Source organism: Hymenobacter ruber (assembly GCF_054783255.1).
Window position 1 is genome coordinate 1,136,884 of the sequence record NZ_BAAGQX010000004.1, and the last position, 26,821, is coordinate 1,163,704.

General features: G+C 61.2%; 20 protein-coding genes. 10 read left to right on the forward strand and 10 right to left on the reverse strand.

The features are described from left to right. Positions 1-12: 12 nt before the first annotated feature. Positions 13-423 (reverse strand): Fe-S cluster assembly scaffold IscU, encoded by a 411-nt coding sequence (gene iscU / locus ACYVM5_RS15460; protein ID WP_168673962.1) that lies wholly within the window; start codon positions 421-423, stop codon positions 13-15. 99 nt (positions 424-522) lie between these two features. Continuing rightward, positions 523-1,737 (reverse strand): IscS subfamily cysteine desulfurase, encoded by a 1,215-nt coding sequence (locus ACYVM5_RS15465; protein WP_317191669.1) that lies wholly within the window; start codon positions 1,735-1,737, stop codon positions 523-525. A 210-nt stretch (positions 1,738-1,947) separates the two neighbouring features. On the opposite strand from ACYVM5_RS15465, the gene mce reads away from it, so the two are divergent. The 3 genes from mce (at position 1,948) to ACYVM5_RS15480 (ending at position 4,482) form a co-directional block, all read left to right on the forward strand. Continuing rightward, the gene (mce, locus tag ACYVM5_RS15470; protein ID WP_460619013.1) at positions 1,948-2,352 is read left to right on the forward strand and encodes a VOC family protein; all 405 of its coding nucleotides are present in this window, start codon (positions 1,948-1,950) and stop codon (positions 2,350-2,352) included. A gap of 77 nt (positions 2,353-2,429) precedes the next feature. Then, positions 2,430-3,002 (forward strand): L-threonylcarbamoyladenylate synthase, encoded by a 573-nt coding sequence (locus tag ACYVM5_RS15475; protein ID WP_460619014.1) that lies wholly within the window; start codon positions 2,430-2,432, stop codon positions 3,000-3,002. A gap of 40 nt (positions 3,003-3,042) precedes the next feature. Beyond that, positions 3,043-4,482: a CCA tRNA nucleotidyltransferase gene (locus ACYVM5_RS15480; RefSeq protein ID WP_460619015.1), complete on the forward strand. Its 1,440-nt coding sequence runs from the start codon at positions 3,043-3,045 to the stop codon at positions 4,480-4,482. A gap of 97 nt (positions 4,483-4,579) precedes the next feature. On the opposite strand, the gene ACYVM5_RS15485 is transcribed toward ACYVM5_RS15480, so the two are convergent. Both ACYVM5_RS15485 and ACYVM5_RS15490 read right to left on the reverse strand, forming a co-directional pair. After that, positions 4,580-7,246, reverse strand: coding sequence for a PspC domain-containing protein (locus ACYVM5_RS15485; protein WP_460619016.1), 2,667 nt, complete (start codon positions 7,244-7,246; stop codon positions 4,580-4,582). Positions 7,247-7,307: 61 nt separating this feature from the next. Then, positions 7,308-7,655, reverse strand: a complete 348-nt coding sequence (locus ACYVM5_RS15490) for a PadR family transcriptional regulator (protein ID WP_198066359.1) — start codon at positions 7,653-7,655, stop codon at positions 7,308-7,310. A gap of 388 nt (positions 7,656-8,043) precedes the next feature. Here ACYVM5_RS15490 and ACYVM5_RS15495 point away from each other — a divergent pair, with 388 nt between their 5' ends. Continuing rightward, complete coding sequence (locus ACYVM5_RS15495) at positions 8,044-9,159, forward strand: putative type IX sorting system protein PorV2 (protein WP_460619017.1); 1,116 nt, start codon at positions 8,044-8,046, stop codon at positions 9,157-9,159. 95 nt (positions 9,160-9,254) lie between these two features. Beyond that, on the forward strand, positions 9,255-14,447 hold the full coding sequence (gene porU2 / locus ACYVM5_RS15500) for a putative type IX secretion system sortase PorU2 (RefSeq protein WP_460619018.1): 5,193 nt from the start codon (positions 9,255-9,257) through the stop codon (positions 14,445-14,447). Between the two features lie 71 nt (positions 14,448-14,518). On the opposite strand, the gene ACYVM5_RS15505 is transcribed toward porU2, so the two are convergent. The 3 genes from ACYVM5_RS15505 to ACYVM5_RS15515 all read right to left on the reverse strand — a co-directional run bounded on the left by ACYVM5_RS15505 (position 14,519) and on the right by ACYVM5_RS15515 (position 17,615). After that, positions 14,519-15,007: a dihydrofolate reductase gene (locus ACYVM5_RS15505; protein ID WP_460619019.1), complete on the reverse strand. Its 489-nt coding sequence runs from the start codon at positions 15,005-15,007 to the stop codon at positions 14,519-14,521. 149 nt (positions 15,008-15,156) lie between these two features. Then, complete coding sequence (gene fmt / locus ACYVM5_RS15510; protein ID WP_460619020.1) at positions 15,157-16,092, reverse strand: methionyl-tRNA formyltransferase; 936 nt, start codon at positions 16,090-16,092, stop codon at positions 15,157-15,159. 299 nt (positions 16,093-16,391) lie between these two features. Beyond that, complete coding sequence (locus tag ACYVM5_RS15515; protein WP_460619021.1) at positions 16,392-17,615, reverse strand: exo-beta-N-acetylmuramidase NamZ family protein; 1,224 nt, start codon at positions 17,613-17,615, stop codon at positions 16,392-16,394. Positions 17,616-17,724: 109 nt separating this feature from the next. Here ACYVM5_RS15515 and ACYVM5_RS15520 point away from each other — a divergent pair, with 109 nt between their 5' ends. Next, complete coding sequence (locus ACYVM5_RS15520; RefSeq protein ID WP_460619022.1) at positions 17,725-18,948, forward strand: ABC transporter permease; 1,224 nt, start codon at positions 17,725-17,727, stop codon at positions 18,946-18,948. Between the two features lie 187 nt (positions 18,949-19,135). Here the strand turns inward: ACYVM5_RS15520 and ACYVM5_RS15525 are convergent, their stop codons facing one another. Beyond that, positions 19,136-19,822 carry an aminotransferase class III-fold pyridoxal phosphate-dependent enzyme gene (locus ACYVM5_RS15525; protein ID WP_460619023.1) on the reverse strand — a complete coding sequence of 229 codons (687 nt, stop codon included), beginning with the start codon at positions 19,820-19,822 and terminating at the stop codon, positions 19,136-19,138. A gap of 196 nt (positions 19,823-20,018) precedes the next feature. Between ACYVM5_RS15525 and ACYVM5_RS15530 the strand changes: the two genes are divergently transcribed. Further along, positions 20,019-21,119, forward strand: coding sequence for a 2Fe-2S iron-sulfur cluster-binding protein (locus ACYVM5_RS15530; RefSeq protein ID WP_460619024.1), 1,101 nt, complete (start codon positions 20,019-20,021; stop codon positions 21,117-21,119). 255 nt (positions 21,120-21,374) lie between these two features. Further along, the gene (locus tag ACYVM5_RS15535) at positions 21,375-23,117 is read left to right on the forward strand and encodes a M3 family oligoendopeptidase (protein ID WP_460619025.1); all 1,743 of its coding nucleotides are present in this window, start codon (positions 21,375-21,377) and stop codon (positions 23,115-23,117) included. Positions 23,118-23,195: 78 nt separating this feature from the next. Here ACYVM5_RS15535 and ACYVM5_RS15540 read toward each other — a convergent pair whose 3' ends face one another. Then, the gene (locus ACYVM5_RS15540) at positions 23,196-23,363 is read right to left on the reverse strand and encodes a hypothetical protein (protein WP_460619026.1); all 168 of its coding nucleotides are present in this window, start codon (positions 23,361-23,363) and stop codon (positions 23,196-23,198) included. Positions 23,364-23,466: 103 nt separating this feature from the next. Further along, the gene (locus tag ACYVM5_RS15545; protein ID WP_460619027.1) at positions 23,467-24,087 is read right to left on the reverse strand and encodes a hypothetical protein; all 621 of its coding nucleotides are present in this window, start codon (positions 24,085-24,087) and stop codon (positions 23,467-23,469) included. 285 nt (positions 24,088-24,372) lie between these two features. Here ACYVM5_RS15545 and ACYVM5_RS15550 point away from each other — a divergent pair, with 285 nt between their 5' ends. After that, complete coding sequence (locus tag ACYVM5_RS15550) at positions 24,373-25,527, forward strand: T9SS type A sorting domain-containing protein (RefSeq protein ID WP_460619028.1); 1,155 nt, start codon at positions 24,373-24,375, stop codon at positions 25,525-25,527. A gap of 150 nt (positions 25,528-25,677) precedes the next feature. After that, positions 25,678-26,706, forward strand: coding sequence for a thiamine-phosphate kinase (thiL, locus tag ACYVM5_RS15555; protein WP_460619029.1), 1,029 nt, complete (start codon positions 25,678-25,680; stop codon positions 26,704-26,706). The last annotated feature ends 115 nt before the right edge of the window (positions 26,707-26,821 follow it).

The window sequence follows — 26,821 nt, forward strand, 5'->3', positions numbered from 1 at the left end:
CCTCATTAAAGACTAGTGGTGCGACAGCTCCAGCGCGGGCAGGCCGTTTTTCACGCGGTAGTCCGAGATGGCCGACTTGATGGCATCCTCGGCCAGCACCGAGCAGTGAATTTTCACGGGCGGCAGGGCCAGCTCTTCCACAATCTCCATGTTATCGATGGCCAGGGCCTCGTCGATGGATTTGCCTTTCAACCATTCCGTGGCCAGCGACGACGACGCAATAGCCGAGCCGCAGCCGAACGTCTTGAATTTGGCGTCGGTGATGGTGTTGGTGGCTTCGTCCACCTCGATTTGCAGGCGCATTACGTCGCCGCACTCGGGTGCGCCCACGAGGCCGGTACCTACGTTTTTCTTGCTTTTGTCCAGCGTGCCCACGTTGCGGGGGTTGCTGTAGTGGTCAATTACCTTATCGGAGTAAGCCATTTTATTTTCAGTTAACAGTTTTCAGTGAATAGTGAGCAGTTATCGGGTGAGCCTAGTAGAACAAAACTGTTCATTGCTAACTGATAACTGTTCACTGAATTAATGTTCCGCCCACTCGATTTTGCTCAAATCGACGCCTTCCTTGAACATCTCCCACAAGGGCGACATTTCGCGGAGCTTGGTCACGGCCTCTTTTACGTGGCCGATGGCGTAGTCGATTTGCTCGTCGGTGGTGAAGCGGCTCAGGCCGAAGCGCAGGCTGCTGTGGGCCAGGTCGTCGCTCAGGCCCAGGGCCTTGAGCACGTAGCTGGGCTCCAGCGAGGCCGAGGTGCAGGCCGAGCCTGACGATACGGCCAGGTCTTTCACGCCCATCATCAGGCCTTCGCCTTCCACGTACTTGAAGCTGATATTCGTCACGTGCGGCAGGCGGTGCTCCACCGAGCCGTTGATGTAGCTTTCTTCCAGCGTGGTGAGCTCCTTTTCGAGGCGGTCACGCATGGCGCTCAGGCGAGCGGTGTCGGCTTCCATGTCGAGACGCGCTACTTCGCAGGCCTTGCCCAGGCCCACGATGCCGGGCACGTTGAGGGTGCCCGAGCGCATGCCGCGCTCGTGGCCGCCACCGTCCATCTGGGCCGTTACTTTCACCCGGGGGTTCTTGCGGCGCACATAGAGCGCACCCACACCTTTGGGACCGTAGATTTTATGGCCCGAGAAAGCCATCAGGTCGATGCCGTCGGCAATCACATCAACCGGAATTTTACCAACGGCCTGGGTGGCGTCGGTCATGAACAGCGCGCCGTGGGCGTGGGCAATTTTGGCAATTTCGCGGATGGGCTGAATGGTGCCCGTTTCGTTGTTGCCGTACATGATGGTCACGAGAATCGTCTCGGGCGTCATGGCGGCTTCGAGTTCGGCGAGGCTGATGAGGCCTTTTTCGTCGACGGGCAGGTAGGTTACCTTGCCGCCCAGTTTCTCGATGTGCTTGCAGGTATCGAGCACGGCTTTGTGCTCGGTGGTGGCAGTGATGACGTGGTTGCCTTTCTGGCTATACATCTCGAACACGCCCTTGATGCCCAAGTTATCCGACTCGGTAGCGCCCGAGGTGAAGATGATTTCCTTGGGGTCGCAGTTGATGAGCTTAGCGATTTGCTCGCGGGCGTAGTCAACGCCTTCCTCGGCAGCCCAGCCGAAGGGGTGGTTGCGGGAAGCCGCGTTGCCGAATACATCGGTCAGGTAAGGCATCATGGCCTCCAGCACGCGCGGGTCGAGCGGCGTGGTGGCGTTGTTGTCGAGGTAAATGGGGAGCTTCAGCATTGAGCGCAGCGGTATAGCAAAAAGATAAACCTAGGAAAGCCTGGTTGGCCTTTAGAACACGGTTCGGGGGCAATCAGTTTTCTTTGGTCCCACAAAAGTAGACACAATCTAAATAAGGAAATGCGCCGACTTGCGGCAATGGCTCAAAATGCGCGGTAAACACCGCTTTTTAGCCCGGCCAGCGGCACCCGCTCCCCAAAATTCCCATCCATGATTACCAACCTCGAACACCTCGGCTTAGCCGTAAACGACCTCGAAGCCGCCACCGCGCTCTACACCACGCTGCTTGGCGCGGCACCTTATAAGAAGGAGCACGTGGCCAGCGAGGCCGTGGATACGGTCTTTTTTCAGGTTGGCGGCTCGAAGATTGAACTGCTGGCGGGGACTTCGCCGGACAGCGCCATTACGAAATTCCTGGCCAAAAAGCCCGAGGGAATTCACCACGTCGCGTTCGAGGTGGACGACATTCGGGCCGAGATGGCGCGACTAAAAGCGGAGGGCTTCGTGCTGCTGAACGAAGAGCCCAAGCACGGGGCCGATAACAAGCTGGTGTGTTTTGTGCATCCGAAAAGCGCGGCCGGCGTATTGGTGGAGCTGTGCCAGAGCATCAAGTAGCGCGGACTTCTAGCCCGCGAATGGTCTGATTATCTTATTCATAAATTCAATCGCGGGCTAAAAGTCCGCGCTACCTCATGAACCGTTTTCAACAAGAAGTAGAAGCCGCCGTCGATGCGTTGCTGCTTCAGCAAGTTGTTCTCTATCCGACTGATACTGTGTGGGGCGTGGGCTGCGACGCCGAAGCGCTACCAGCCGTGAAGGCGCTCTACAAGCTGAAAGGCCGCGAGGCCGGCAAGCCCAGCATCGTGCTGGTGGCCGATTTGGCCATGCTAAAGCGCTACGCCGCCGAAGTGCCCGCCGAACTGGAGGCCATGCTGGCCGCTGATACGCGCCCGACTACCTACATCCTGCCCGCCAGTCGGGCCGTGGCGAAGGAACTGGTGGCACCAGACGGTACCGTAGGCTTGCGCGTGGTGAAGGACGAATTCTGCCACAAAGTGGTGCGGCGACTGGGCCACGGGCTGGTTTCGACCTCGGCCAACAAAGCCGGCGAGCCCACGCCAGCCGTGTATGCGGAAGTAGACCCGGCCATTGTGCGCGGGGCCGACCATGTGGTGAACTGGCGGCAGGACGATACCACGCGTACCGCCCCTTCGCGGGTAGTGCGGCTGGGCGAAGGCGGGAAACTGGAAGTGGTGCGGGAGTAGGGGCGGGGGCGTTATGCGGCCAGTGCCGAACTTTGCGCCCATGAACACGCCAAAACTGCCCGAACTGCCCATTTTCCGTACCATTGCCGAAGCGGCAGCTGAGTTGAATCAGCCGGCCTATGTTATTGGCGGCTACGTGAGGGATTTGGCGCTGGGCCGCGATAGCAAGGACATTGACGTGGTGACGGTGGGCGATGGCATTGCGCTGGCCCAGGCCGTGGGCAACAAGCTGAAAGGCCGGGGACGGGTGCAGGTTTTCAAGAACTTCGGCACGGCCATGCTGCCGACTAAGGAGGCCGGTGACATTGAGTTTGTGGGAGCCCGCAAGGAAAGCTACCGCGCCGAAAGCCGCAAGCCCGAAGTGCAGGCCGGCACGCTGGAAGAAGACCTGGCCCGCCGCGATTTCACCATCAATGCCCTCGGCATCAGCCTGAACCCCGAGAACTTCGGTGAGCTGGTGGACCGCTACGAGGGCATGAAGGACCTGGCCAGCAAAACCATCCGCACGCCGCTGGGGCCGGACGTGACATTCTCCGATGACCCGCTGCGCATGATGCGCGCCGTGCGTTTTGCCTCGCAGCTCAACTTTGATATTGAGCCCGATACGTTCGACGCTATTATCCGGAACAAGGACCGGATAAAGATTGTGTCGCAGGAGCGCATTACCGTCGAGCTGAACAAGATTATCGAGTCGCCCACGCCGAGCTACGGGTTCAAGCTGCTGTTCCAAACGGGGCTATTGCAGCTCATCTTTCCGAAGATGGCGCTGCTGCACGGCGTGGAAAAAGTGGGCACGCACGCCCATAAGGACAATTTCTACCACACGCTGCAGGTGCTGGATAACGTGGCCAATGCCGGCGGCGACCTGTGGCTGCGCTGGGCCGCCGTGCTGCACGACATTGCCAAGCCCGCCACCAAGCGCTACTTCCCCAAAGTGGGCTGGACGTTCCACGGCCACGAGGACAAGGGCGCGCGCTGGGTGCCCGGCATCTTCACCGACCTGAAACTGCCGCTGGGCGAAGAAATGCGCATGGTGCAGAAGCTGGTGCGGCTGCACCTGCGCCCCATCGCGCTGGTGAAGGAAACCGTGACCGACTCGGCCGTGCGCCGCCTGCTGTTCGAGGCCGGCGAAGATATTGACCGGCTGATGCTGCTGTGCCGGGCCGACATCACGAGCAAGGACCACACCCGCAAGGAGCGGTATTTGCGCAACTTCACGGAGGTGGAGGAGAAGCTGAAGGAAGTGGAGGAGAAGGACCACCTGCGCAGCTTCCGCCCGGTTATCACCGGCGAAATCATCATGGAAACCTTCGGGCTGAAGCCTTCGCGCGCCGTGGGCGAGCTGAAGGAAGCCGTGATGGAAGCCATTCTCGACGGCGTTATTACAAACGAAATGGAGCCAGCCATGGCCTTCCTGTTGCAGCAGGGGGCGGCCAAAGGACTGGCTCCGGAAGGAGGCCTCGTTCACTCACCAAACTAAGCCTGGCTTCTTTTTCTTTCTTTTTTCGGGGGGATAGATGCAGCTATACGGCGAAGGTTGCCTATGGATTTATTTGGTAACAAAGAAATTCCGGCATTTACAGATGCTTGATGCTGGAGGGGCCGGTGGCGTCCATTTTCACCCGGGAGGGTTTGCCGCTGTAGGCTACTTCGCTGGCCCCCACGGCGTCGCCTTCCAGGCTGCCGGTCACGTTGAGGCGCGCTTTGCACACGCCAGCAATGGAAACCTTGGTGTCGATGGTTTTGAGGTTGGCCCCGGCCAGCTCGCAGGCGCCGGCGGCGTCGAGGTCGAGGTTGTCGGCTTGGCCGGTGGCGGTGGTGCGGCAGGCCCCGGCCTGCTCTAGCTTCAGGGTGCCGAAGCTGCCGTTCAGGCGCAGGTGGCTGGCGCCGGCCTGCTCCACGCGCAACTCTTCCTGGCGCTCGAAGCCGCCGAAGTCGGCGTGCACGGCCCCGGCCAGCTCCAGGCGGTCGATGCTGGGCATTTCAATGCGAATGAGCACCTTGCTCTGGTTGTTGCCCCAGTTGCCGCCGAAAAAGCTGCCGCTGTTGCGGGGACGAATTTGCAGCTCGTCACCTTTGACCTCTACGCGCATTTCGTTCAGGGCCTTGTCGTTGCCGCCGGCTTCTACTTTGAAGGTGTCGCCGTGGCGCACCACCACGCGGTAGCCGCCGGCCACGCTCAGCCGGCTAAAACCATTTTCCTGGAAAGTGCGGCGGGCGCTGCCGTAGCTGTTCATATCGGTGTCGAAGGAGGGCGCGCCGCCGTAGTTGATGGTGGTGCCGCTGTTGGAAGCTTCATCGTCGCCGCTGTCGTCGTCATCGTTGCTATCGGCGCTGTCGTTGTTGTCGTCGCTGTCGATGTTGATGTGCATTTTGCCATCGTTGTCGTTGTCCTCATCGTCGCGGCCGAGCTGCTCGTCGGTGCAGCCAATGCACTCCAGCTTGTTGCCGCGCAGGCGGTACTGGTGCTGCTCGGGGTCTTCGGGGCGGCGGTTGCCCACGAAGTCGTCGTCGTCGAGGATGTTGAAGGCGAAGTCGCGGCTCATGCGGAAGGTGCGGTCGCGGGGCAGGCGAATGGTGAGGCTCAGCTCCTGTTTGCGGTAGGCCGAGTTGGGCAGGAAGGAGAAATGGTCGTCGAACACCAGCGAAGAGTCGCCGCTGGGCCGCACCGTGTAGTCGATGGTGGTGAGGGCCGTACGGCGGGCTTCGGCTTCGTTCACACCTTTGGCGCTCAGGGTGCGCAGCACTTCCACCACTTTGCCGCTATCGGCGGCGGCCAGGTTCACGTCCACGTGCTGGTCCCAGTCGCGGTCCACGTGGCGCGAGTCGAACATAACTACCGGCGTGGTCAGCTTCGAGAATTGTTCCAGCTGCTCCACTTCGGCATCGTACTGAAAGTTGCGGTTTTGGCGCACGGCCGCCACCGTCACACCCACAATGCTCAGCAACCAAATCCCGAGCAGCGACAGGGCCACGGTGCGGGGCATCAGCGAGCGGCGGAAGAGCAGGTTCAGGCCGCTCAGCAGCAGGGCCAGGGCCGGAATGCCCAGGGCCAGGAAGCCGGCCAGCAGGCCCCAGGTGGGCACGCCGTTGAGCAGCACGTGGGTGAAAATCATGTTCTCAGCATTGGGAAACAGGCCAATGCTGGCACCCAGCCCGATGGCCAGCGCCAAGAGCAGGCCAAAGCCGGTCATCGTCAGCAGGATGCCCGCTACCACCCGAATGGCCGAGCCCACGAAGTCAACGGCGGGGCGCAGGGCCCGGGCGGCGTCTTCCACAAACGCGCCCACGGGGCGGTTGGTCGTCACCGGACCATCGGCGAAGGCGTTGTTGCGGGCGCTGCTGTCAAAGCTTTCCAGCGTGATGGCGTCGCCGCGCATACGGAGCTTGTCCGAGACCGTTTTGGCCTCGGGCAATACTATCCAGAGAATGATGTAGAGCAGGAAGGTGAAGCCCCCGGCAAACAAACCGGCCAGCATAAGCACGCGCACCAGCGTTACATCGATGTTGAAGTAGGCGGCCAGGCCGGCCGCTACCCCGGCAATTTTGCCGGTGCCCGTGTCGCGGAACAAGCGGCGGCCGGCCAGCGGGCCCGAGTTCAGCAGCGCCTCGGGGTGGGCGGGGGCGTCGTAGCGCTTGGGCAGCAAAATCCAGAGGATGATGTAGGCCAGCACCAGCCAGCCGCCAAAATCTACCCGCATGCTGTGGCGCGACCAGATGTTGATGGCCGGCGAAAAGACGGTGCCGAATATCAAAGCCAGGCGAATCCAGAGCGGGTTTACGGCAAAGTACTGGGCGATGCCGGCCGCTACGCCCGCCACCTTGCGGTTGGCCATGTCGCGGTACAGGCGCTTGGGCTCGTCGGTGGCGGTGGCAGCCGCCGCACCCGCCGCAGCGGTGGTGTAGGAGTCGGCAGCGCGGCCGTAGCCAGCCGTAGCCGAAGCAGCTTCGGCGGCGGTTACTTCGTCGTCCTCATCGGCTTCGTCGGCGAAGTCGCTCACGCGGCCCATTTTGGCCGTCATGGCGTTCACGTCGTCCAGGCTGATGACCTGCTGCATGGGCGAGAGGCGGGCCGAGAACAGCTCGGCGATGCGGCCCTCGATGTCGGCCACAATGTCCTCGTGGCCGCGGTAGTTGGCAAAGTGGGCTTTCACCTCGGCCAGATAACGGCTAAGGACGTCGAAACCGTCTTCCTCGATGTGGAAGATGATGCCTTGCAGGTTGATACTGATGTTCTTTTTCATGTGAAAGAAGGCCGAACGGGCCAATTGGATGCTGGTGAGTGAAGCAGAAAAAGAGGTAGGATTAGCGGCTGTCGCCGGGCGGCCGGCTGTGCCGAATGATGCCCACCGAGGTAGCCATTTCCTCCCAGGTTTCGCGCAGCTCCTCCAGAAACTGGCGGCCGGGGTCGGTGAGGGTGTAGTACTTGCGGGGTGGGCCGCTGGTGCTTTCCTTCCAGACATAGTCGAGCAGGGCGGCATTTTTGAGGCGGGTGAGCAGCGGGTAGAGCGTGCCCTCCACCACTATCATGCGGGCTGAAGTCAGCTCCTCCAGCATGTCGGAGGCGTAGGCTTCGCCGCGGGCGATGATTTCCAGGATGCAGAACTCAAGGATTCCCTTGCGCATCTGAACCTGGGTGTTCTCGAGTTTCATGGGCGAGTTGGTTGACTAGTGGGTGACGAACAGTACAAATGTATGGTAGGTACTTTGTAACGCAAGGTACTGGATAAATAATTCAATCAAATCAAGTAAAATAGTTTCTTACTTATTGATTATCAAGGATAAAATTTTTGTCAAATCCACCTGAATTTTGTCAGTACACCGGGCATCGGTCGCACTATCCGTGGGCTGACTGGCAGGGGAGTAGCCCGTGTTCAGCATGGACTTCAGCCTTACACCCCGTTAAAAGCTGGGCACTACCGCTCCCGCTACCGCAGAGGCTGCCCGCACGTGGAGTTCTGGCCCGAAATTCGCGGGGCCGGACGCACTATAATGGAGTAACTTGCGTTCCGTCTGCGCAAACTTTACCAGTCACCTTTCTATGTCCCAATTTTCCTCTGTTGCCCGTGGGCTGGTCCTCGTGGGAGCCACCGCCGCGCTGGCCCTACCGGCCGCCGCGCAGTCTACCAAAACCCCCAAGTACAGCAACGAATTTCTGAACATTGGCGTGGGAGCCCGTGCCCTGGGCATGGGCAAGGTGCAGGTGAGCCTAGCCAACGATGCCACCGCCGGCTACTGGAACCCCGCCGGCCTCACCAACCAAACCCACAAGTACGACGGCGTGCTGATGCACTCAGAGCTGTTTTCGGGCGTGGTGAAAAACGATTACGCCGCCTTCTCCATGCCGCTCGATGATAAAAGCGCGCTGGGCGTGAGTGTGTTGCGGCTGGGTGTTGATAATATTGCCGATACCCGCGCCCTGGTGAACGAGTACGGCTACGTCGACTACAGCAAGATTGAATATTTCTCGGTAGCCGACTATGCCCTGCTGCTGTCCTACGCCCGCAAGCTGGGCGTGGAAGGTCTGAGCGTGGGCGGCAGCGGCAAAATCATCTACCGCAACATCGGCAAGTTTGCCCACGGCTACGGCTTCGGTATCGATGCCGGTGTGCAGTACAACCGCAAGGGCTGGAACCTGGCCCTGATGGCCCGCGACATCACCACCACGTTCAACTCCTGGAACATCAACTCGGCCGAGTACGTGAAGGGACTGAACAGCAACACGGCCATTAAGTCGGATTCCATTCCGAAAAACAGCACCGAAATCACGCTGCCGCGCTTCGTGCTGGGCGTGGGCCGCCGCTTCGACTTGCCCAAGCAGTTCGCCGCCCTCGTTGCCGTCGACCTGGAAGCTACCACCGACGGCCAGCGCAACACCCTGGTGTCCAGCAAAGCCGTGAGCGTGGACCCACGCCTGGGCGTGGAGTTGGGCTACAAAAACCTGGTATTCCTGCGGGGCGGAGTTGGCAACTTTCAGAAAATCAGCAACGTGTTGGATAAGTCCATGCAGTGGAAGGGCCAGTACAGCCTTGGCGCAGGTGTGGCGGTGAGCAGCCTGCGCATCGACCTGGCGCTCTCGCGCCTGGCGGTGGAGAAGCTGGGCAGCGCATCCCAGACCAACTCGCTGATTGTGTCGCTGGGCTACGGCTTCAAATAGGAGCTCAAATTATTTTTGCTGGAGTTAGCAGGTTGATTGGCAGCAGCCTGCGTAGAAGCTTGATTAGTAGTAAATAAATGAATTGTCGAAATAGAATGGATAAAAACTACACGCAATCGAAGCAGCGATGGGTGGTGCTGCTGATTTGGTTGGGGTTGTGGCTGACCAGTGCTGCTGCTCACGCCCAATCCGGGCCGGTAGGCAACGAATGGATTGTGCCCGGCCAGACGTACTATAAAATGAAAATAGTGCGGGATGGTCTATATAAAATTGATTATCAGTACCTGACCCAGGCTGGCATCACCGGTGTGGTGCCCAACGAACTCCAAATCTGGCGGCGCGGCCGGGAAATTGCTACCTACGTGGGCGGCAGCCGCACCACGCTGGATGCCACCTCATTCATTGAGTTCTACGCCGTGCACAACGATGGCCGGCTCGATGCGGAGCTCTATAAAAACGCCGCCGACCAGCCGCATCAATACTTCAGCCTTTATACCGATACGGCCAGCTATTTCCTGACCTGGCGTACTGGCACTGCCGGCCGCCACATGCAGGAGCCGGTTGCGGCTGGCGGGGCCGTGCACCCGCACACTCTGCGCGAGCGGCTCACGCTGCGCATTGAGGGCTTCGTTGACTACCCGGAAAACAAGGACACTTACCTGCCTTGGATGCAAGCTGGCGAGGGCTTCTACATGAATGGCAGCAATAATGCGAACAAGGAATTAACGTACACCCTTGATTCTGTTTCCGTCAATCCATCGACTACCGGGCCGTTGCCTCGGGTAGAGGTGCTCTTGTTTGGTGGACAGGACTTTTCTCAGCGGGCCGGCGGTACAGGTATCGCTCACCATACGCAAGTGATAGTGATACCGCCTGGTGGAACCGAGCGGGTGCTGGGGGTGATGAACTATGTGGGACTGGTGCGGGCCCGACAAACATTTGCACTGCAAGCCTCCGACATCAGCAGTACCGGTACGGTGGTGATTAAGCTGAAAAGCGTGGTTCCGGTCGCAGCGGAGGATTATTTTGTGTCGCACTACTTGCGCACCATTGCCCCGCAGGCTCCAACCTGGTTGGCTACCCGCAACCGGCTTCTTTTTCAGAACGATTCTCTACTAAGCGGCCCGGCCACCTACGAGCTGGCGAACGTGCCCGCTACAGTGACTGGCTTCGATATCAATGATTTATATAATGTGCAGCGGGTAGTGGCAACGTCCAGTTCCACTGCCGGACTGAAGCGCTTTGTGTTTCCGGGAGCTACGGCGGCAGCCACGCACCGCCTCATGCTAGCCGACGAGGCCACGCTGCCCAAGCCCTTGCCAGCTCGCCGGGTACGGTTCCGGACCATCAATCCGGCAGTGCCTACGTTCACCATCATCACGCATCCACAACTGATGGGGGCTGTAGGCACAGTGCCCAACGCGGCCCGCGCCTACGCCAACTACCGGGCGTCAACGGCCGGGGGCCACTACGACACGCTGATGGTGACTTCGCAGCAGCTCTACGACCAGTTTTTCTACGGCGAAAAGTCGTGGCTGGCGCTGCGCCACTTCACGCGGTGGCTGGCAGCGGCTACACCCAACGCCACCAACCGCTACCTGCTACTGTTGGGTAAGGGCATTGTACCCAGTGAGCCGGTGGGAGGGGCTTATTTCGCCCGTAACGGAGAATTGAGCCTCGACTTGGTGCCTACAAGCTCCCGCTCCGTATCGGACAACCTGCTGACGGCCGACTACGCCAACAACAACTTCGTGGCCCAGTTGCACACCGGCCGCCTCACCGTGACCACGCCCCAACAAATAATGAATTACCTGAACAAGGTAATTGACCAGGATTTGCAGAACCTGGAGCCGCTGGGAACCCAGCCCTGGCGCAAAAACGTGCTGCACCTGGTTGGAGCCGATAAAATAGACCAAGCAGTTGAATTCAAAGGCTATATGGATGCGGCGAAGGCCCGAGTCGAGCGTCCACTGTTTGGCGGGCAGGTCGAAACAATAGTGCGGAATACGCCGCTGCCGGTCAACGTCGATATCTCGGCCCAACTCAATGCCGGGGTTTCACTGATTTCCTATTTTGGTCACGCGGCTCCTACCGCCTTTACCTTCAACTTCGGCATGCCGTCTACCATGCCGGCCTTTGCAAATTATCGTAAGTATCCGTTTTTGTTTTTGAGTGGTTGCTCGGCTAATTCCACCTTCACCAGGTCTGCTACTGTGGTGGAAGACTGGCTGTTTGCTGACCGCAAGGGCGCGCTGGGCTCGCTGGCGGAAACTGGGTTTAGCTACGCGACGCCATTGAGTATTGCCCAGGATACGATTTACAAGCTGTTGTTCAACGACCCGGCCTGGTATGGTAAGCCCATCACGGTGGTACACGACGAGGTAGTGCGCCGCCTGCAAAGCACCTTCACGCAGGACTACGAAATGGAGCAGCTGCTGTGCACTGGCTGGCAGGGCGACCCCACTCTGAGCCTGTACGCGCCGCCGCTGCCCGATTTCATTGCCAGTTCTGCTAAACTTTCCATCGTGCCCGCCACTGGCCAGACGACAGTGCGTGCCGACTCGCATGACTTTGTGCTAAACGTGGGCGTATCCAACCCCGGCAAAATTCCCACTGAGCCTTTAGAAATTCGGGTGACGCGGAAGTTTCCTCCAACGCCTACCCGGGCCGACTCGGTGTACACCTTCACCGTGCGCGCCGCTTGGGGCCCTGACACTACCTACGCCTTGCCCATGCGCAACAGCGTAGGTGCAAGCGGCAGCAGCACGTTTGTGGTCATGCTGGACCCGAACAACCGGATTACGGAGGTGAGCGAAACCAACAACTCCGCCCAAATCGACTATACCTTTTTGAGCGGGGGCGTTTCGGTACTCAACCCCACCGAATTTGCAATTGTCGGCTCGACCCGGCCCCGACTGGTGGTGCAATCAAACAACCTGATTGGCACGCAGCGCGACTACGATTTTGAGATTGACACGGTGGCAACCTTTAACGGGGCCGTGCAGCGCACCACCATCACGGCCGGTCTGTTGGCGGAGTGGACGCCCACGCTGCCGGCCAGCCTGGGCCAGCGCGACAGCCTGGTTTGGTACTGGCGCGCGCGTTTCCATACCCCGGCTGCTGGCGAAAGCGGCGATTGGACTACTTCCTCGCTGCGTGTGATTCCGGGCAGCCCCGGCGGCTGGTCGCAGAGCCATTACACGCAGTTCAAGCAGGATACACGCACCGGAGTGGAAGTGAAAGCTCCCACCGGTCGCTGGGAATTTGCTGCCACGCGGGTGCCGCTGGTGCTGCGCACTCGCGGAGGCGGCCCACCCCGCAGCCTGCCCAACTTTGCCTCGTTGAGTGGGGCAGGTATTTACATACGCACAGCAGCGGGGCAGCCCTCCGTAAGCGGGTGTGGGGTACGCTCGCCCAACCTGCTGATTGCCGTGTACAGCGGAGCTTCGCTGCTGCCGGTGGCCATGCCGGCGGGCTACCAGCAATGCGGGCAGGCGCCGGATAATTTTTACTACTTCTCAGTGGCCGACCCAGCCAGTACAGCTACTGCGGTTGACACCCTCGATAACCTGAACTATAGTGCCACCCGGCAGCAGCAGCTGAATGACTTCCTGACAGCTATTCCGGCGGGCTCATACGTGGCCGTGGTATCGGCCAACCGTCTGCGCTACTCACTGTTGCCCACGGCCCTCAAAACCCGCCTGCAGACCCTATTGGGCTCCCGCCTCATCACCCAGCTAGCCGATGGCGAACCACTGGCGCTGCTGGGCCAGAAACTCACCGCTACCACCGGCCGCCTCATGCACGAGGCCGGACCGGATGCCAGCAGCACCATTGCCAAAAATATTCAGACCATCGTGCTGCGTGACACTTTGCAACAGTCCAATTCTTCCGGCCGCATCGTGTCGACGCGCATTGGCCCATCAAAACAATGGACTAATTTGTATAGCACCATTCGCACCCTCACCCCCGATGGCCAGCACACGCTGAGCGTGGTGGGTATCGATTCGCTGGGCCACGAAACGGTGGTGCTGCCTAATGTGACGCGCGCGGTGGAGCCGCTGACATCGGTGGTTTCGGCCAAAACCTACCCGTACCTGCGCCTGGAGCTAGCCTTATCTGACAACGTGACGCGCATTCCGCCGCAGTTGGAGCAGTGGCTCGTGACCTCGCAGGGCGTGCCCGAAGGCGTGGTGCGGCGTGACCTGGCTACTACCGCGGATTACGACCCGGCCAAATTTGCGCGTCAGGCCGCCGACTCCGCTTACATCACCTTCCCCGTGATGTTTCAGAATATTTCAGACGCGCCCTTTGCCGCCCCGCTGATAACCCGGGTAAACCTGCGCTCGACCGCGGGAGGCCAGGCGATTGTGGCCACGGCCGATGTCCGCACCACCACGGTGCTGCTGCCGGGCGATACGCTGACCATCCCGGTCAAATTCAGCATGATTGGTAAGTTCGGCACCTTCGTGGTGGAAGTAGTGGTGAACCCGCGCCTCCAGCGTGAGCAGAACTACGCCAACAACGAGCTGTCGCTGCCCCAATTCACGGTAATTGACCGCAACGTGCCCCCGACGCTTGACGTGGCCTTCGATGGCCGCCACATCCTCAACGGCGAGCTGGTATCGGCCATGCCCGTTATCAATATTCAGCTCAACGACGAGGACAAATTCCGCCACATCACCGACGCTTCGTTCTTCACCGTGCTGCTGCAGCGCCCCGGCCAGACGGTGCCCAGCGTGATGGATGTGAACAGCAACAGCTTCCATTTCAGCCTGGACCAGACCAATGGCAGCGTGGCCAAGCTCGTCTACGAGCCCGGCAAAACCGGCCCCCTGCCCGATGGCATGTACACCCTCGAAGTGCAGGGACGCGACCCCAGCAACTCCAGCGCCGGTGCCCAGAACTTCCAGGTGAAGTTTGAAGTGGTGAATGCCTCGCAAATCTCCAACGTGTATCCGTACCCCAACCCGGTGGTGAGTAAGGCCCGCTTCGTGTTCACCCTCACGGGCCAAGAGCTGCCCCGCAACATGAAAATCCAGATTGTGACCCTCACCGGCAAGGTGGTGCGCGAGATTTTCATGAACGAGCTCGGCCCGCTGCACATCGGCAACAACATCACCGATTTTGCCTGGGACGGCACCGACAGCTACGGCGACCGCCTCGCCAACGGCACCTACCTCTACCGCGTGGCCCTCGACGACCCCGGGGCCCAGTTCGGCCACCGCGCTACGGGCGGCGATAAGGCCTTCAAAAACGACTGGGGCAAGCTAGTGCTCATGCGCTAGCCCACACCAACCGAACACAAAAAAAGGCAGCCAGTCGGCTGCCTTTTTTTGTGGAGTAACACCACCGGAAGCTACCGCCGCCGCAGCGTCACGAAGCTGAAGGCGTAAGCGTGGCGCTCGTCGGCCTCGTGGCGCTCGCGGGTTTCTTCGCGCCATTCGGTGGGGCTGAGGGCGGGGAAGAAGGCATCCCCCTCAAAGCTGTGGTGGACTTCGGTGAGGTAGATGACGTCGGCGGCGGGGAGGGCTTCGCGGTAGATTTCGCCGCCGCCTATCACGCACACTTCCTCGTCTAGCTCGCGGGCGCGGGCCAGGGCGGCGGGCACCGAGGCGGCGGTTTCGCAGCCGGGGGCGGCCCAGCCGGGCTGGCGCGTCACCACGATGTTGGGGCGCTTGGGCAGGGCCCGGCCGAGGCTGTCGTAGGTGCGGCGGCCCATCACCACGGGGTGGCCCAGGGTGAGGCGCTTGAAGTGCTGCAAGTCATCGGGCAGGTGGCCCCAGGGCAGCTCGCCATCTTTCCCGATGGCATTGTTTTCGGCTACGGCCACGACGAAGGAAACCATGGGTTTTGGGGGGTAAGGGAGATGATAGTAATACGAATTAGCACGTCATGCTGAGCGCAGTCGAAGCATCTCTACTGCTTAAGTAAATCGGTTACTACTGCGGTAGAGATGCTTCGACTGCGCTCAGCATGACGTTCTTTTTTCAAGCCCTAAGCCGGCAGCCGGAACCCGCGCAACAGCTCCTGCACCGGCATCCGCTTCTTGCCTTCCAGCTGCACATCCAGCAAATCGAGCCAGCCATCAGCAGCGGCCACGCGCAGGTACTTCTTGCCATCCGACGCCCAGGTGCCGGCGGGGGCAGCTTCGCCCTCGAAGGGCAGGGCGGCGGCGCGGAAAATCTTTATTATCCGGCCATCGGGCAGGGCGGCCAAGGCGGTGGGAATGGGGGAGAGGCCGCGCACCCAGTTCACCAGCTCGGCGGCGGGGCGGGCGAAGTCGAGGCGGCCGGTTTCCTTCTGGAGCTTGGGGGCGGGGCGCAGGTCGGCCCGCTGTTCCTGCGGGGTGCTGGGGGCGGTACCGGCCGCGATGGCCTCCACCGAGCGGCGGGCCAGGGCCGCGCCCACTAGTTTCAATTTATCATACACGCTGCCGAAATCATCCTCCGGCGCGATGGCGATTTTATCCTGAAAGATGAGGTCGCCGGTGTCAATCTCGTGGCGCAGGAAGAAGGACGTGACGCCCGTTTCCGTGTCGCCGTGCATCAGGGCCCAGTTGATGGGGGCCGCGCCCCGGTACTGGGGCAGCAGCGAGCCGTGGATGTTGATGGAGCCCAGCCGGGGCATGTTCCACACGGCTTCGGGCAGCATCCGGAAGGCCACGACCACCTGCAAATCGGCGGCGTAGGCTTTTAATTCGGCCTGAAACTCGGGCGATTTCAGGTTGGTGGGCTGGAGCACGGGCAGGCCGTGGGCTTCGGCGGCCTGCTTCACGGCCGAGGCCTGGAGCTGCCGCCCGCGCCCCGCTGGCCGGTCGGGGGCCGTGACGACGGCCACCACCTGCCCGCCGGGCCAGGCCAGCAGGCTTTCCAGGGTGGGCACGGCAAAATCAGGAGTGCCCATGAAAACCAGGCGCAGGGGAGTATTCATGGAGCAAAGAAAACGCCGGACCCGCCAACCCGCCCCCAACCCGCCAAAAAACTCCCCGGGGCTTGATTTTCGAAAATCAAGCCCCGGGGAGTTTCCCCCGACCTCGAAAACTGAAAATCAAGCCCTGGGGAGACTCCCCGAGCCTCGAAATTCGAAAATCAGGGCCCGGGGAGTCTCCCTGAGCCCCGGAATCTCAAAACCAAGCCCCGGGGAGGTTCCCCGAAGGTCGGAATCCGAATCCCAAGCCCCGGGGAGTTTCCCTGAAGCGCGGAATCCAGATTCCGAGCCTCGGGGAGTTTCTACCGCTCCGGATAGAGCAGGTATTTCTTGCGCAGGGCTTTGAATTTGTTCAGGCCCGGCGCCCAGGAGGCGCGGATTTCAGCCTCGGTCTTGCCGGCGATAATTTGCTCGCGCAGGCTGTTCGTGCCGGATAACTCCTCGAAATACTTTCCGAAGAAATGGGCCTTGTCGGTGCTTTGCTGATAAAAATCGAGCAGGTAGCTCAGCACCAGCCCCCCGCTGGCGGCGCGGGTGGGCGCGCCGGCCAGGTTGAGGCCGTGGCAGGCCTGGCCCTTCATGGGCGGGGTGGGCGAGCCGGCATTGGGGGCGGGCGTGAAGGTGTAGGGCCGCGTGGCCGGCTGCGCGGGGCTGCCAATCACCTCAAACGGCGTGGGGGTGCCGCGCCCCACGCTCACGTTGGTGCCCTCAAACAGGCAGATGCTGGGGTAGAGGGCCACGGCATGGGCAGTGGGCAGGTTGGGCGAGGGCGCAATGGGCAGGGCGTAGGCCGTGGCGTGGGTGTAGCCCGTGGCCAGCGGCACCACCGTGAGGGCGCATTTTTTGCCGCCGGCCAGCCATTTTTCGCCGTTAATCATGGTGGCCAGCTCGCCCACCGTGAGGCCGTGGGCAATGGGCAGCGGGTCGAGGCCGACGAAGGATTTGTGGGCCGGCTCCAGCAGGGGGCCGTCCACGAGGTCGCCGTTGGGGTTGGGGCGGTCGAGCACGATGACGGCTTTGCCCTGCTCGGCGGCGGCCTCCATCACGTAGTGCAGCGTGCTGATGAAGGTGTAGAAGCGCGCCCCCACGTCCTGGATATCGAAGACGAGCACGTCCACGTCGGCCAGCATTTCGGGGGTGGGCTTCTTGGTTTTGCCGTACACCGAGCGCACCGGCACGCCGCTGCGGGCATCGCGGCCGTCGGTGATGGTAGCGCCGTCGGCCTCTTCGCCCCGGAAGCCGTGCTCGGGGGCGAAGATGGCCGTGACATTTACACCCTTCGCCTTTAAGGTATCCACGAGGTAGGCGCGGCCCACGCGGGAGGTCTGGTTGATGACGAGGCCCACGCGCTTGCCCTTGAGTTGGGGGAGGTATTTATCGAGCCGCTCGGCCCCCACGGTGAGGGCGGCAACGCGGGACGGGGTGCCCAACGTATGCGGCGCGGCCGGAGCCGCCGGGCGGGTGCTGCCGCAGGCCGGCACAGCCAGCAGCGTTGAAAAGGCGATTTTAGCGAATAACCCAACCATAGACAGTGAGAAAAAAGGCGGAAAAAAGGACCCGGCGCCACGCCTGGCCGCACCCAAAGGGCGGGAGCGTGGCCGGTAGCGGTTCAAAACGTAGCTTTACGGCCGAACAATGAATGTCTCCCGCTACATTTCGCAGAAGATTGACGGGGGAGCCGATTCCGGCTCCTTCACCTCGTCGGTCACAAAAATAGCCATCATCAGCATTGCCATGGGATTGGCGGTGATGGTGGTGTCGTTTGCCATCCTGCAAGGGTTTCGCAACGAGATTCAGAATAAAATTTTCTCCTTTGGCGCCCACCTCCAGATTTCGCGCTACGACACCAACAACTCGCTCGAAGTAGCCCCCATCGCCGGCCCCAAGCTGGTGCAGGAGCTCAAGGAGTTTCCCGAGGTAAAGTCCACGCAGCCCTACGCCGTCAAAACGGCCATCATCAAAACCAAGGATGAGGTGCTGGGCGTGGTGCTCAAAGGCATTGCCGAAACCGGCGGGCCCTCGCCCATGCGCCAGAACCTGGTGGCCGGCAAGTTCATCAGCTTTCCCGATTCCTCGGCCAGCGACGACGTGCTGATTTCGCGCAAAGTGGCCGACAAGCTGCGCCTCGCCGTGGGCGAGAAAGCGTTGTTTTACTTCATTCAGAACCCGCCGCGCATCCGGCAGTTTCGGGTCTGCGGCATCTATTCCACGGGCCTCGATGAGTTTGATGAGGTGTACGTCATCGGCGACATTCGCCAGATTCGGGAGCTGAACTCGCCGGCCTGGCCCGACTCGCTGGTGGGCGGCATGGAGGTCGTGCTCAAAGACTTCAAAACCCTCGATAAAACCGCCGACAACTTCTACGAGCGGCTGCCCTACGACCTCAAAATCGACAAAATCACGGAGCAGTACGCCCAGCTTTTCGACTGGCTCCAGCTGCTGAATCGCAACGTCATCATCTTCCTGCTCCTCATCATTTTCGTGGCCACGTTCAACATGGTGGCCACCATCTTCATCATGATTCTGGAGCGCACCAACATGATTGGCATTCTCAAAGCCCTGGGCGCAACGGACAACCAGATTCGGCGAATGTTCTTCTTCCGGGGCCTCTCGCTCACCATCCGGGGCATGCTCATCGGCAACCTCGTGGCCGTGGGCTTCTGCGCCATCCAGTATTATTTCAAAGTCATTCCCCTCGACCCCGAGAACTACTACATGGACCGCGTCCCGATTTCGTGGGACCCCAAAATGCTGCTGCTCCTGAACGTGGCCACCTTTGCCGCCTCGCTGCTGGCCGTGCTCATCCCCACGTACCTGATTGCGCGCATCAAGCCGGTGGTGGCCATCAAGTTCGACTAAGGACCGCAGATTTAAACGGATTCGACGGATAGGAACGGATTCTAATCCACTCCGGAAACAACCCAAACCAGAACCGGCCGCTACATCAGTAGCGGCCGGTTCTGGTTTGGGTTGAGGTGTGGTTCCTGCACGAAAGCGCGGCAGTTAGAATCCGTTCCTATCCGTCAAATCCGTTCAAATCTGCGGTTCAGATATACCGGCTCCGCAGCACCAGATTCGGGTTGGGGCACAGGGCTGCCCACGCTTCCCGCTCGCTGGGCCGGGCCACGCCGGGGAAGTCGCCCACCCGGCCCTGCATATCGGCCATGAGCTGAAAATGCAGGTGCGCCGGCCAGTCGCCATTCTCCGGAAAAGGGCCGACGGTGGCAAACACCTCGCCTTTTTCCAGCGCCTGGCCCACGCGCAGCGCCCGCCACTCCCGGCGGCTGAGGTGGCCGTATAGGCTGTAGAAAATGGTGCCTTCCAGCTCGTGCTGCAGGATGACGGTGGGACCGTAGTCGCCGAAATTATCGTTGTCGGCCAGGCTGTGCACCACAGCGGGCAGCGGAGCCAGCACCGGCGTACCGGCCGGCAGCCACACATCCACGCCTAGGTGCAGAGAGCGCGGCTCCTCGGCCGCATCCAGCCCAAAATGGGCGCTGCGGCGGTAGATAACCCGGTTTTCGAGGTAGCCGCCGATGCCGATGGCGGCGTTTTTTTCGGTCATCATGGTGTTTACCAGTTCGTCAAAGTCGGCCGTGTTGCGCAGGTCGGCGCTGGTGATTTGGGGGTTGTTGGCCGTGAAGTCGAGGCGGGCGACGGTGGGGCCGTTGAGGTCGACGGGCAGCACGGGGCCGAAGCTGGTCTGATGGCGTTGGAGCAGGGTGGAGAGCAAGCGCGAAAGAAGTAAAAGCGTGAGTGAACAAAGGAAAACGGCCCGGCCGCAACCCCGTAATGTGGCTGGCAAGTTACCTTTGCCGGCGGGCCGGTGGGAATATTTTCATCATTCGGCCCGCTTTTTCGTTACCGACTTTACCGCGAACCAGCGCGCCGCCCCGGCCCCTCGTTCCCCCATTCGCTCACCCCGCTCAATGTACCACACCCTCACCGTCGTTGCCATCACCCAGGAAACCGCCGATTCTGTCACCATTCACCTGGAGCGGCCCGACCGGGCGCCCATCGCCGCCCGCCCCGGCCAGTTCCTGACGCTCATCGTGCCCTGCGGCCCGGGCGGCAAGAAGGAGCGCCGGGCCTACTCGCTCAGCAGCACCCCGGCCGAGGCCCCGCGCCTGTCCGTGACGGTGAAGCGCGTGCCGGGCGGCCTCGTGAGTAATTATTTGCTCGATACGGTGCAGGTGGGCCAGCAAATCGAGGTGATGGAGCCGCTCGGCAACTTCACCCTCAGCCCCAGCCCGAAGGCGGCCCGCTCGCTGGTGCTCATCGGGGCCGGCTCGGGCATTACGCCGCTCATGGCCATGCTCAAAGCCGTGGTAGCCGCTGAGCCCCAGAGCTACGTGCTGCTGATTTACGGCAACCGCAACGAGGAATCCGTGATTTTTCAGCAACAGCTCGCCGACCTCGAAGCCCGCTCCAACGGCCACCTGCAGGTGGAGCACGTGTATAGCCAGCCCCTGCAGCCCATGGCCCCGCACCGCCACACCGGCCGCCTGAACCGCACCATGCTGCTGCGCATTCTGGAGCAGCGCCACCAGTTCCCGGCCGAGCAGGCCGAATACTTCATGTGCGGCCCCGAGGGCCTGATGGCCGAAGCCCAGGCCGCCCTCAGCCTGCTGAACGTGCCGGAGGCCCGCATCCGTCGCGAAAGCTTCGTAGCCAGCGCCGACAACGCCGAACTGGCCGCCGCCCAGCCCAGCGGCCACGGCGACGTGTCGGCCAGCCCCGACGATAAAATAAAGGATACCCGCACCGTCACCATCCAGTACGAAGGCAGCGAGTACCTCATCGAAGTGCCCGCCGGCAAAACCATCCTCGAAACCGCCCTCGACCAGGACATCGACCTGCCGTATTCCTGCCAGGCCGGCCTTTGCACCGCCTGCCGCGGCAAGTGCCTGAGCGGCAAAGTGCACCTCGACGAGCGCGAAGGCCTCTCCGATTCGGAGCTGAAGCAAGGCTACGTGCTCACCTGCGTAGGCCACCCGATGACGGAGGATGTAGTGATTGAAATAGGGTAGGGGCTTGGCTTTACGTCTGTCATCCTGAGCATTCTGCGATTAAAGCAGAGACGAAGTACCTTATCATACATGCGCCGTTTGAGTTTCCACTAAACCGTTCGGCGGTGACAAGGTCCTTCGTCTCTGCTTTAATCGCAGAATGCTCAGGATGACAAACGCTCGTCCCGATTTAAAAAAAACAGTCTGCCCCGGCTTTGCGCTCGTAAGGAAAGGCGACTTCCGTCATTCCGGGTTACGTTCGATTATACTTGTACTATGATGCTTCTAGCTGAACCTACTGCCGAGTCGGCCACCGATACGAGCCGGCCGCCGCGCCACTATTTGCCCGAGGATTTTCTCGTGACCGATTGGGCCGCGATTGAGCCCTTTTTTCAGGAACTACAGGCTCGGCCCATAAACACGCCCGCCGAACTGGAACGCTGGCTGCTCGACCGTTCCGAGCTGGAATCGGTGCTGAGCGAGGACCTCGCCTGGCGCTACATCCACATGACCTGCGACACGCAGGACCCGGCGCGCTCCGAGGCTTTCCAGTACTTCGTGAACGAAGTGGAGCCGCAGGTAGCCCCCCACGACCACGCCCTCAACGAAAAAATGCTGGCCTCGCCGCACCTGGCCGGGCTGGATTCAACCCGCTACGGCGTGTTTCTGCGCTCGGTGCGTCGCGCCTCGGAAATCTACCGGGCCGAAAACATCCCGCTGAAAACCGACATCAGCACCAAGCAGCAGCAATACGCCGCTACGGTGGGCGCCATGAACGTGACCCTCGACGGCCAGGACCTGACCCTGCCCCAGGCCGCCGACCGCCTCAAAAACCCCGACCGGGCCGTGCGCGAAACCGCCTGGCGTGCCATTCAGGCCCGCCGCCTGCAGGACGCCCAGCCGCTCGACCAGCTCTTCACCGAACTGGTGGCCTTGCGCCACCAGGTGGCGCTGAACGCGGGCTTCACCAATTTCCGCGACTACATGTTTGCCGCCCTGGGCCGGTTCGACTACACGCCGCAGGACTGCTTCAACTTCCACGCCGCCATCCGCGAGACGGTGGTGCCGCTCATCGACGACTTCGACCTGGAGCGCCGCCAGGACCTGAACCTGCCCGCCCTGCGCCCCTGGGACCTCGACGTGGACCCCAGCGGCCAGCCGCCGCTGCGTCCCTTCGGCACCGGCGAGGAGCTGCTGGAAAAGACCATCACCGTCTTCGAAACCCTCGACAGCTACCTCGGCAACTGCCTGCGCACCATGCGCCAAATGGGCCATCTCGACCTGGAAAGCCGCAAGGGCAAAGCCCCCGGCGGCTACAACTACCCGTTGGATGAAACCGGCGTGCCCTTCATCTTCATGAACGCCACCAGCAGCCTGCGCGACGTGGTGACCATGCTGCACGAAGGCGGCCACGCCGTGCACAGCTTCCTCACGCGCGGCCTGCCGCTGGGCGCCGACAAGCACCCACCATCCGAAGTGGCCGAATTGGCCTCGATGAGCATGGAGCTGATGAGCATGGACCAGTGGCACGTCTTCTTCCCCGATGCGGAAGACCTGCGCCGCGCCAAGAAAACCCACCTCGAAAGCGTGCTCGAAACCTTCCCTTGGGTGGCCACCATCGACAAGTTTCAGCACTGGATATACGAGCACCCCACGCACACCGAGGAGGAGCGCCACCGCCGCTGGGTCGAGATTTTCGACGAATTCAACCAGCGCACCGTGGACTGGACCGGTCTTGAAACCTTCAAGCCCTACCTCTGGCAGAAGCAGCTGCACCTCTACGAAGTGCCGTTCTACTACATCGAGTACGCCATGGCGCAGCTCGGGGCCATTGCCGTGTGGCGCAATTTCCGCCAGAATCCCACCGAAGGCTTGGCCGCCTACAAGCGCGCCCTGGCGCTGGGCTACACCGCGCCCATCGGCCAGATTTACGCCGCCGCTGGCATCCGTTTCGATTTCAGCACCGAGTACCTGCGCACCCTGGCCGACTTTGTACGCGAGGAAATGGCCGCGCTGTAATCAAATCAGCACTCCGATTAACACAGAAAAGGCCGGCAAATTTGCCGGCCTTTTCTGTTGCAGAGCAACAAATGGTGCTTACGAATGGCCACCGGGAGGAGGCGTGGTGCTAGTGGGAGCCGTTGAGCCGCATTTGCCCTTGTTAGGGCGCGGGTCGCGGTCTTTGCAGCCCTCGCACGAGGCCAGCGCGAGGCTGGTGAGGAGCATAACCGGCAGCAGCCGGCGGAAAAAAGTAGCGGTGTGCATATACGTGGGGCGTTTGGTGAATGACGTTGAGTAGCTGAGGCTTAAATATAAGCAAATGCTGCTCAACACCGATTATACCCCACGGGAATTAATGGGTACTCGCCTATTTATCCCCAATCGTGAAAAACGACAGCGGCTGGAGCGTGGCATACTTACCGCCGAGCGATTCCAGTTCGGCGCGGTGCAGCTTGAGGTAGTCGTTGTACTGGTGCACGGCGCGGTCGTACTGCACCCGAAACGCCACTACGCCGGCATCAAGCTGCTGGATGCCCTCCACGAAATTGCGGGCGTTTTCGGTGGGCGCGTTGCCGTTGGGGGCGGCCACGGGGTACACGGCTTTCAGCAGCGAGTCCTGGGCGGCATCGTACTGGTCAATCAGGTCCGAGCTGGACATGGTTTGCTGGGTGTAGCGGCGGGCCTTGAGGCGGGTGTTGGCGCGGTCCAGGCCCTGCAGCTGGGTAGCATCGATGCCGGGCCGGCCCTTGAGTTCGCGCAGCAGCAGGCGGGTGATGCCGATTTTCTGGTCGTCGCTTTCCGTCATGTTGCGCCACTTGAGGTCGACGGAATCGCGCAGTATATCGAACTGCGCTTTGGCTGCTGCGGCCGAAGCCGGGTTGAATGCGGCCGTCTTGGCCCCATCGCGCTTGCAGGAGGCCGCACAGCCCGAAAAAATCAGCAATGAGAGCACGGCAGTTTTGACCGGAGAAGAAAAAATAGAGCGCATAGAAGGAGAAGTGGCCGGAGAAGAAAGCCCCGGCATAGCAAAGCTACGGGACCCGGCGAAAAAAAATGTACGAGCTGGACGGGCAGGGACGGACCCTGCTCGGCACTACAATATGGGCTACAACGCCTGAATGAGGCTGTCCAGTATATCCGGCAGCGCCTCTTGGTCCGGCCCAGAGGCTTATCTAGAGAAAAAGGCTTTTAAGAGTACTTATAATCGTAATGAACCTAGCCACAAAAAGCGCGTATCTTTGCCTTTGCACTGACAATACACGTTCCAAAAAATATGAAAAAGAACTACTTGATGCTCTCGGCAGCGCTGCTGCTGGCCGGAGTCGCCCATGCCCAAGGCACGGAGCTGTTTTTCTCGGAATACGCCGAAGGAGCCCACCAGTCGGGCCAGCCTTACGGCGGCACCACCAACTCGACCGGTAACGAGCGCGCTCTGGAGATTTTCAACCCGACCAATAATACCGTCAACCTGAACCCGTACTCGGTACGGCGCTACTCCAACGGCAACACTCCCATCTTCCAGGAAGAGAAGGTGTTCCGTAGCAACGCTGCCCACGTGGCTGTAGGCACGAACAGCATGAACCCGCGCACGACCTTCGTCATCGCCTGCGGACAAGCTACTTTGCCGGCCATCGTGAACTCGGCCAACCAGTTCTGCGCCGATTACGCACTGGCTCCTGCCGCCAATAACTCGGTAATTGTAGGCGGTGGCCCCATCTACTTCAGCGGCGACGACGCCATGGCCTTGGTGCGTTACCCCAGCGGCACGGCCGGTGTGGGCAATGGCGTGATTGTGGACCTTATCGGCGTGATTGGCGAAGGCCCCGTATTGCAGTCGTGCGCGGCAGGCGGCAACTGGAGCGGCACCAACCCCTTGGATGGTACCGGCACCAACGCGGTTTACGTAGCCTCGGCTAACCAGACTATTATTCGTCGGGCTACGGTATCGCACGGCGTTACGGTAAACCCGGCCGCGCAGAACGTGCCCGGCTCGTGCCCTCCCGTGCGTGCCGCCGGTGGCTACAACATTGCCAACGAGTGGTATATGTACTCCACGGCTTTCAACGGTCCCGGTGGAGCATCGAACCCCGCTGGCCAGCTCTACGACCAACTGGGCAACCACAACGACTACACCGGCCCTTACGGTACCTACCAGGCTGTGCTGAGCACGCTGGGTAAGTTCGACAGCAACATCAGCGTGTATCCGAACCCGGCCCACGGCACGGCCACGGTTGAAATCAAAGATGCCAAAGTGGGCAGCGTTATCGTTCTGAACAACCTGGGCCAGCGCATCAGCGCCGAAGCCAAAGGCCAGGGCCAGGAAAAGCTCCAGCTCAACATCTCGGCCCTGAAGCCCGGCATGTACTTCGTACAGATTCTGAGCGCCGACGGCCAAACCAAAATCTACAAAGAGCTGGTTGTTGAATAAGCAGCCCGTTGTCTGAAATTGAAAAAGGAGGGAAGCAATTCCCTCCTTTTTTTGTGGGCGTACTTTTGCCAGCCCGCCGGGCAGTGCCACTGGCCCTGATTGGCGGGCGGCTGCCCCTGATTACTTAATACTGACTACTGCCGACTAACCATGTCCGAACTCACGCCCCTCTCCGCCATTGGCGAATTTGCCCTTATCCGCCGCTTGCAGGCCAATATCACCGCGCGCCAGCCCGGCACCGTGCTTGGCATTGGCGATGATGCGGCCATCATCCGGCCCACGGCCGGCACCGATACCGTGATGACCACCGACTTGCTGGTTGAGGGCATTCACTTCGACCTCTCGTTTTGCCCGCTGCGGCACTTGGGCTACAAGGCCGTGGCCGTGAACGTGTCGGACGTGGCCGCCATGAATGCCCTGCCCACGCAGCTGGTGGTGGCCCTGTCGGCCGGCCCGCGCTTCACTGTGGAGGCCATTGAGGAGCTGTATGCCGGGATGCGCCTGGCCTGCGAGGCCTACAACGTGGACCTGGTGGGTGGCGACACCACCGCCAGCCGCGGCGGCCTCACGCTGGCCATCACCGTGCTGGGCGAAGTGCCCACCGGCGAGGCCGTGCGCCGCAGCGGCGGCCAGCCCACCGACCTGCTCTGCGTGACCGGCGACCTGGGCGGCGCGTTCCTGGGCCTGCAAGTGCTGGAGCGCGAAAAGCAAGCCTACCTGGCCGACCCCGAAACCCAGCCCGAGCTGGCCAACTACGAGTACGTGGTGCAGCGCCAGCTCCGCCCCGAGGCCCGGCTCGACATCGTGCACGAGTTGCGCGAGCGCGGCATCCGGCCCACCAGCATGATTGATGTTTCCGATGGGCTGGCCTCGGAGGTGCTGCACCTGTGCGCGGCCAGCGCCACGGGGGCACGGGTTTTCACCGAATTTATCCCCCTGGCCAACCCTACGCTGGAAGCGGCGGCCGAGTTTAACCTCGACCCGCTCACCTGTGCCCTCAACGGTGGCGAAGATTACGAACTGCTGTTCACGGTGCCGGTGACGGACCACGAAAAGATTAAGAACCACCCCGATATCACCATCATCGGCCACCTGACGGATAAGGCCGACGGGGCCAATCTGGTGACCAAAGCCGGCCAAGCCGTACCGCTCCAGGCGCAGGGCTGGACGAGCTTTTAGCCCGGTTTCTATATAGGAATTCCAACCTTCTGTAAGCGCTACCGTTAGGGAGGGAGAAATCGGCCGGCGGCGGGAATGGCACGCTAATTGTCTTCCTACCCATTATCCGGGCGGA

Bases quoted from the DNA above. Each gene is read 5' to 3' on its own strand.
- iscU (WP_168673962.1), bottom strand. From the start codon at position 423: ATGGCTTACTCCGATAAGGTAATTGACCACTACAGCAACCCCCGCAAC.
- ACYVM5_RS15465 (WP_317191669.1), bottom strand. From the start codon at position 1,737: ATGCTGAAGCTCCCCATTTACCTCGACAACAACGCCACCACGCCGCTC.
- mce (WP_460619013.1), top strand. From the start codon at position 1,948: ATGATTACCAACCTCGAACACCTCGGCTTAGCCGTAAACGACCTCGAA.
- ACYVM5_RS15475 (WP_460619014.1), top strand. From the start codon at position 2,430: ATGAACCGTTTTCAACAAGAAGTAGAAGCCGCCGTCGATGCGTTGCTG.
- ACYVM5_RS15480 (WP_460619015.1), top strand. From the start codon at position 3,043: ATGAACACGCCAAAACTGCCCGAACTGCCCATTTTCCGTACCATTGCC.
- ACYVM5_RS15485 (WP_460619016.1), bottom strand. From the start codon at position 7,246: ATGAAAAAGAACATCAGTATCAACCTGCAAGGCATCATCTTCCACATC.
- ACYVM5_RS15490 (WP_198066359.1), bottom strand. From the start codon at position 7,655: ATGAAACTCGAGAACACCCAGGTTCAGATGCGCAAGGGAATCCTTGAG.
- ACYVM5_RS15495 (WP_460619017.1), top strand. From the start codon at position 8,044: ATGTCCCAATTTTCCTCTGTTGCCCGTGGGCTGGTCCTCGTGGGAGCC.
- porU2 (WP_460619018.1), top strand. From the start codon at position 9,255: ATGGATAAAAACTACACGCAATCGAAGCAGCGATGGGTGGTGCTGCTG.
- ACYVM5_RS15505 (WP_460619019.1), bottom strand. From the start codon at position 15,007: ATGGTTTCCTTCGTCGTGGCCGTAGCCGAAAACAATGCCATCGGGAAA.
- fmt (WP_460619020.1), bottom strand. From the start codon at position 16,092: ATGAATACTCCCCTGCGCCTGGTTTTCATGGGCACTCCTGATTTTGCC.
- ACYVM5_RS15515 (WP_460619021.1), bottom strand. From the start codon at position 17,615: ATGGTTGGGTTATTCGCTAAAATCGCCTTTTCAACGCTGCTGGCTGTG.
- ACYVM5_RS15520 (WP_460619022.1), top strand. From the start codon at position 17,725: ATGAATGTCTCCCGCTACATTTCGCAGAAGATTGACGGGGGAGCCGAT.
- ACYVM5_RS15530 (WP_460619024.1), top strand. From the start codon at position 20,019: ATGTACCACACCCTCACCGTCGTTGCCATCACCCAGGAAACCGCCGAT.
- ACYVM5_RS15535 (WP_460619025.1), top strand. From the start codon at position 21,375: ATGATGCTTCTAGCTGAACCTACTGCCGAGTCGGCCACCGATACGAGC.
- ACYVM5_RS15540 (WP_460619026.1), bottom strand. From the start codon at position 23,363: ATGCACACCGCTACTTTTTTCCGCCGGCTGCTGCCGGTTATGCTCCTC.
- ACYVM5_RS15545 (WP_460619027.1), bottom strand. From the start codon at position 24,087: ATGCGCTCTATTTTTTCTTCTCCGGTCAAAACTGCCGTGCTCTCATTG.
- ACYVM5_RS15550 (WP_460619028.1), top strand. From the start codon at position 24,373: ATGAAAAAGAACTACTTGATGCTCTCGGCAGCGCTGCTGCTGGCCGGA.
- thiL (WP_460619029.1), top strand. From the start codon at position 25,678: ATGTCCGAACTCACGCCCCTCTCCGCCATTGGCGAATTTGCCCTTATC.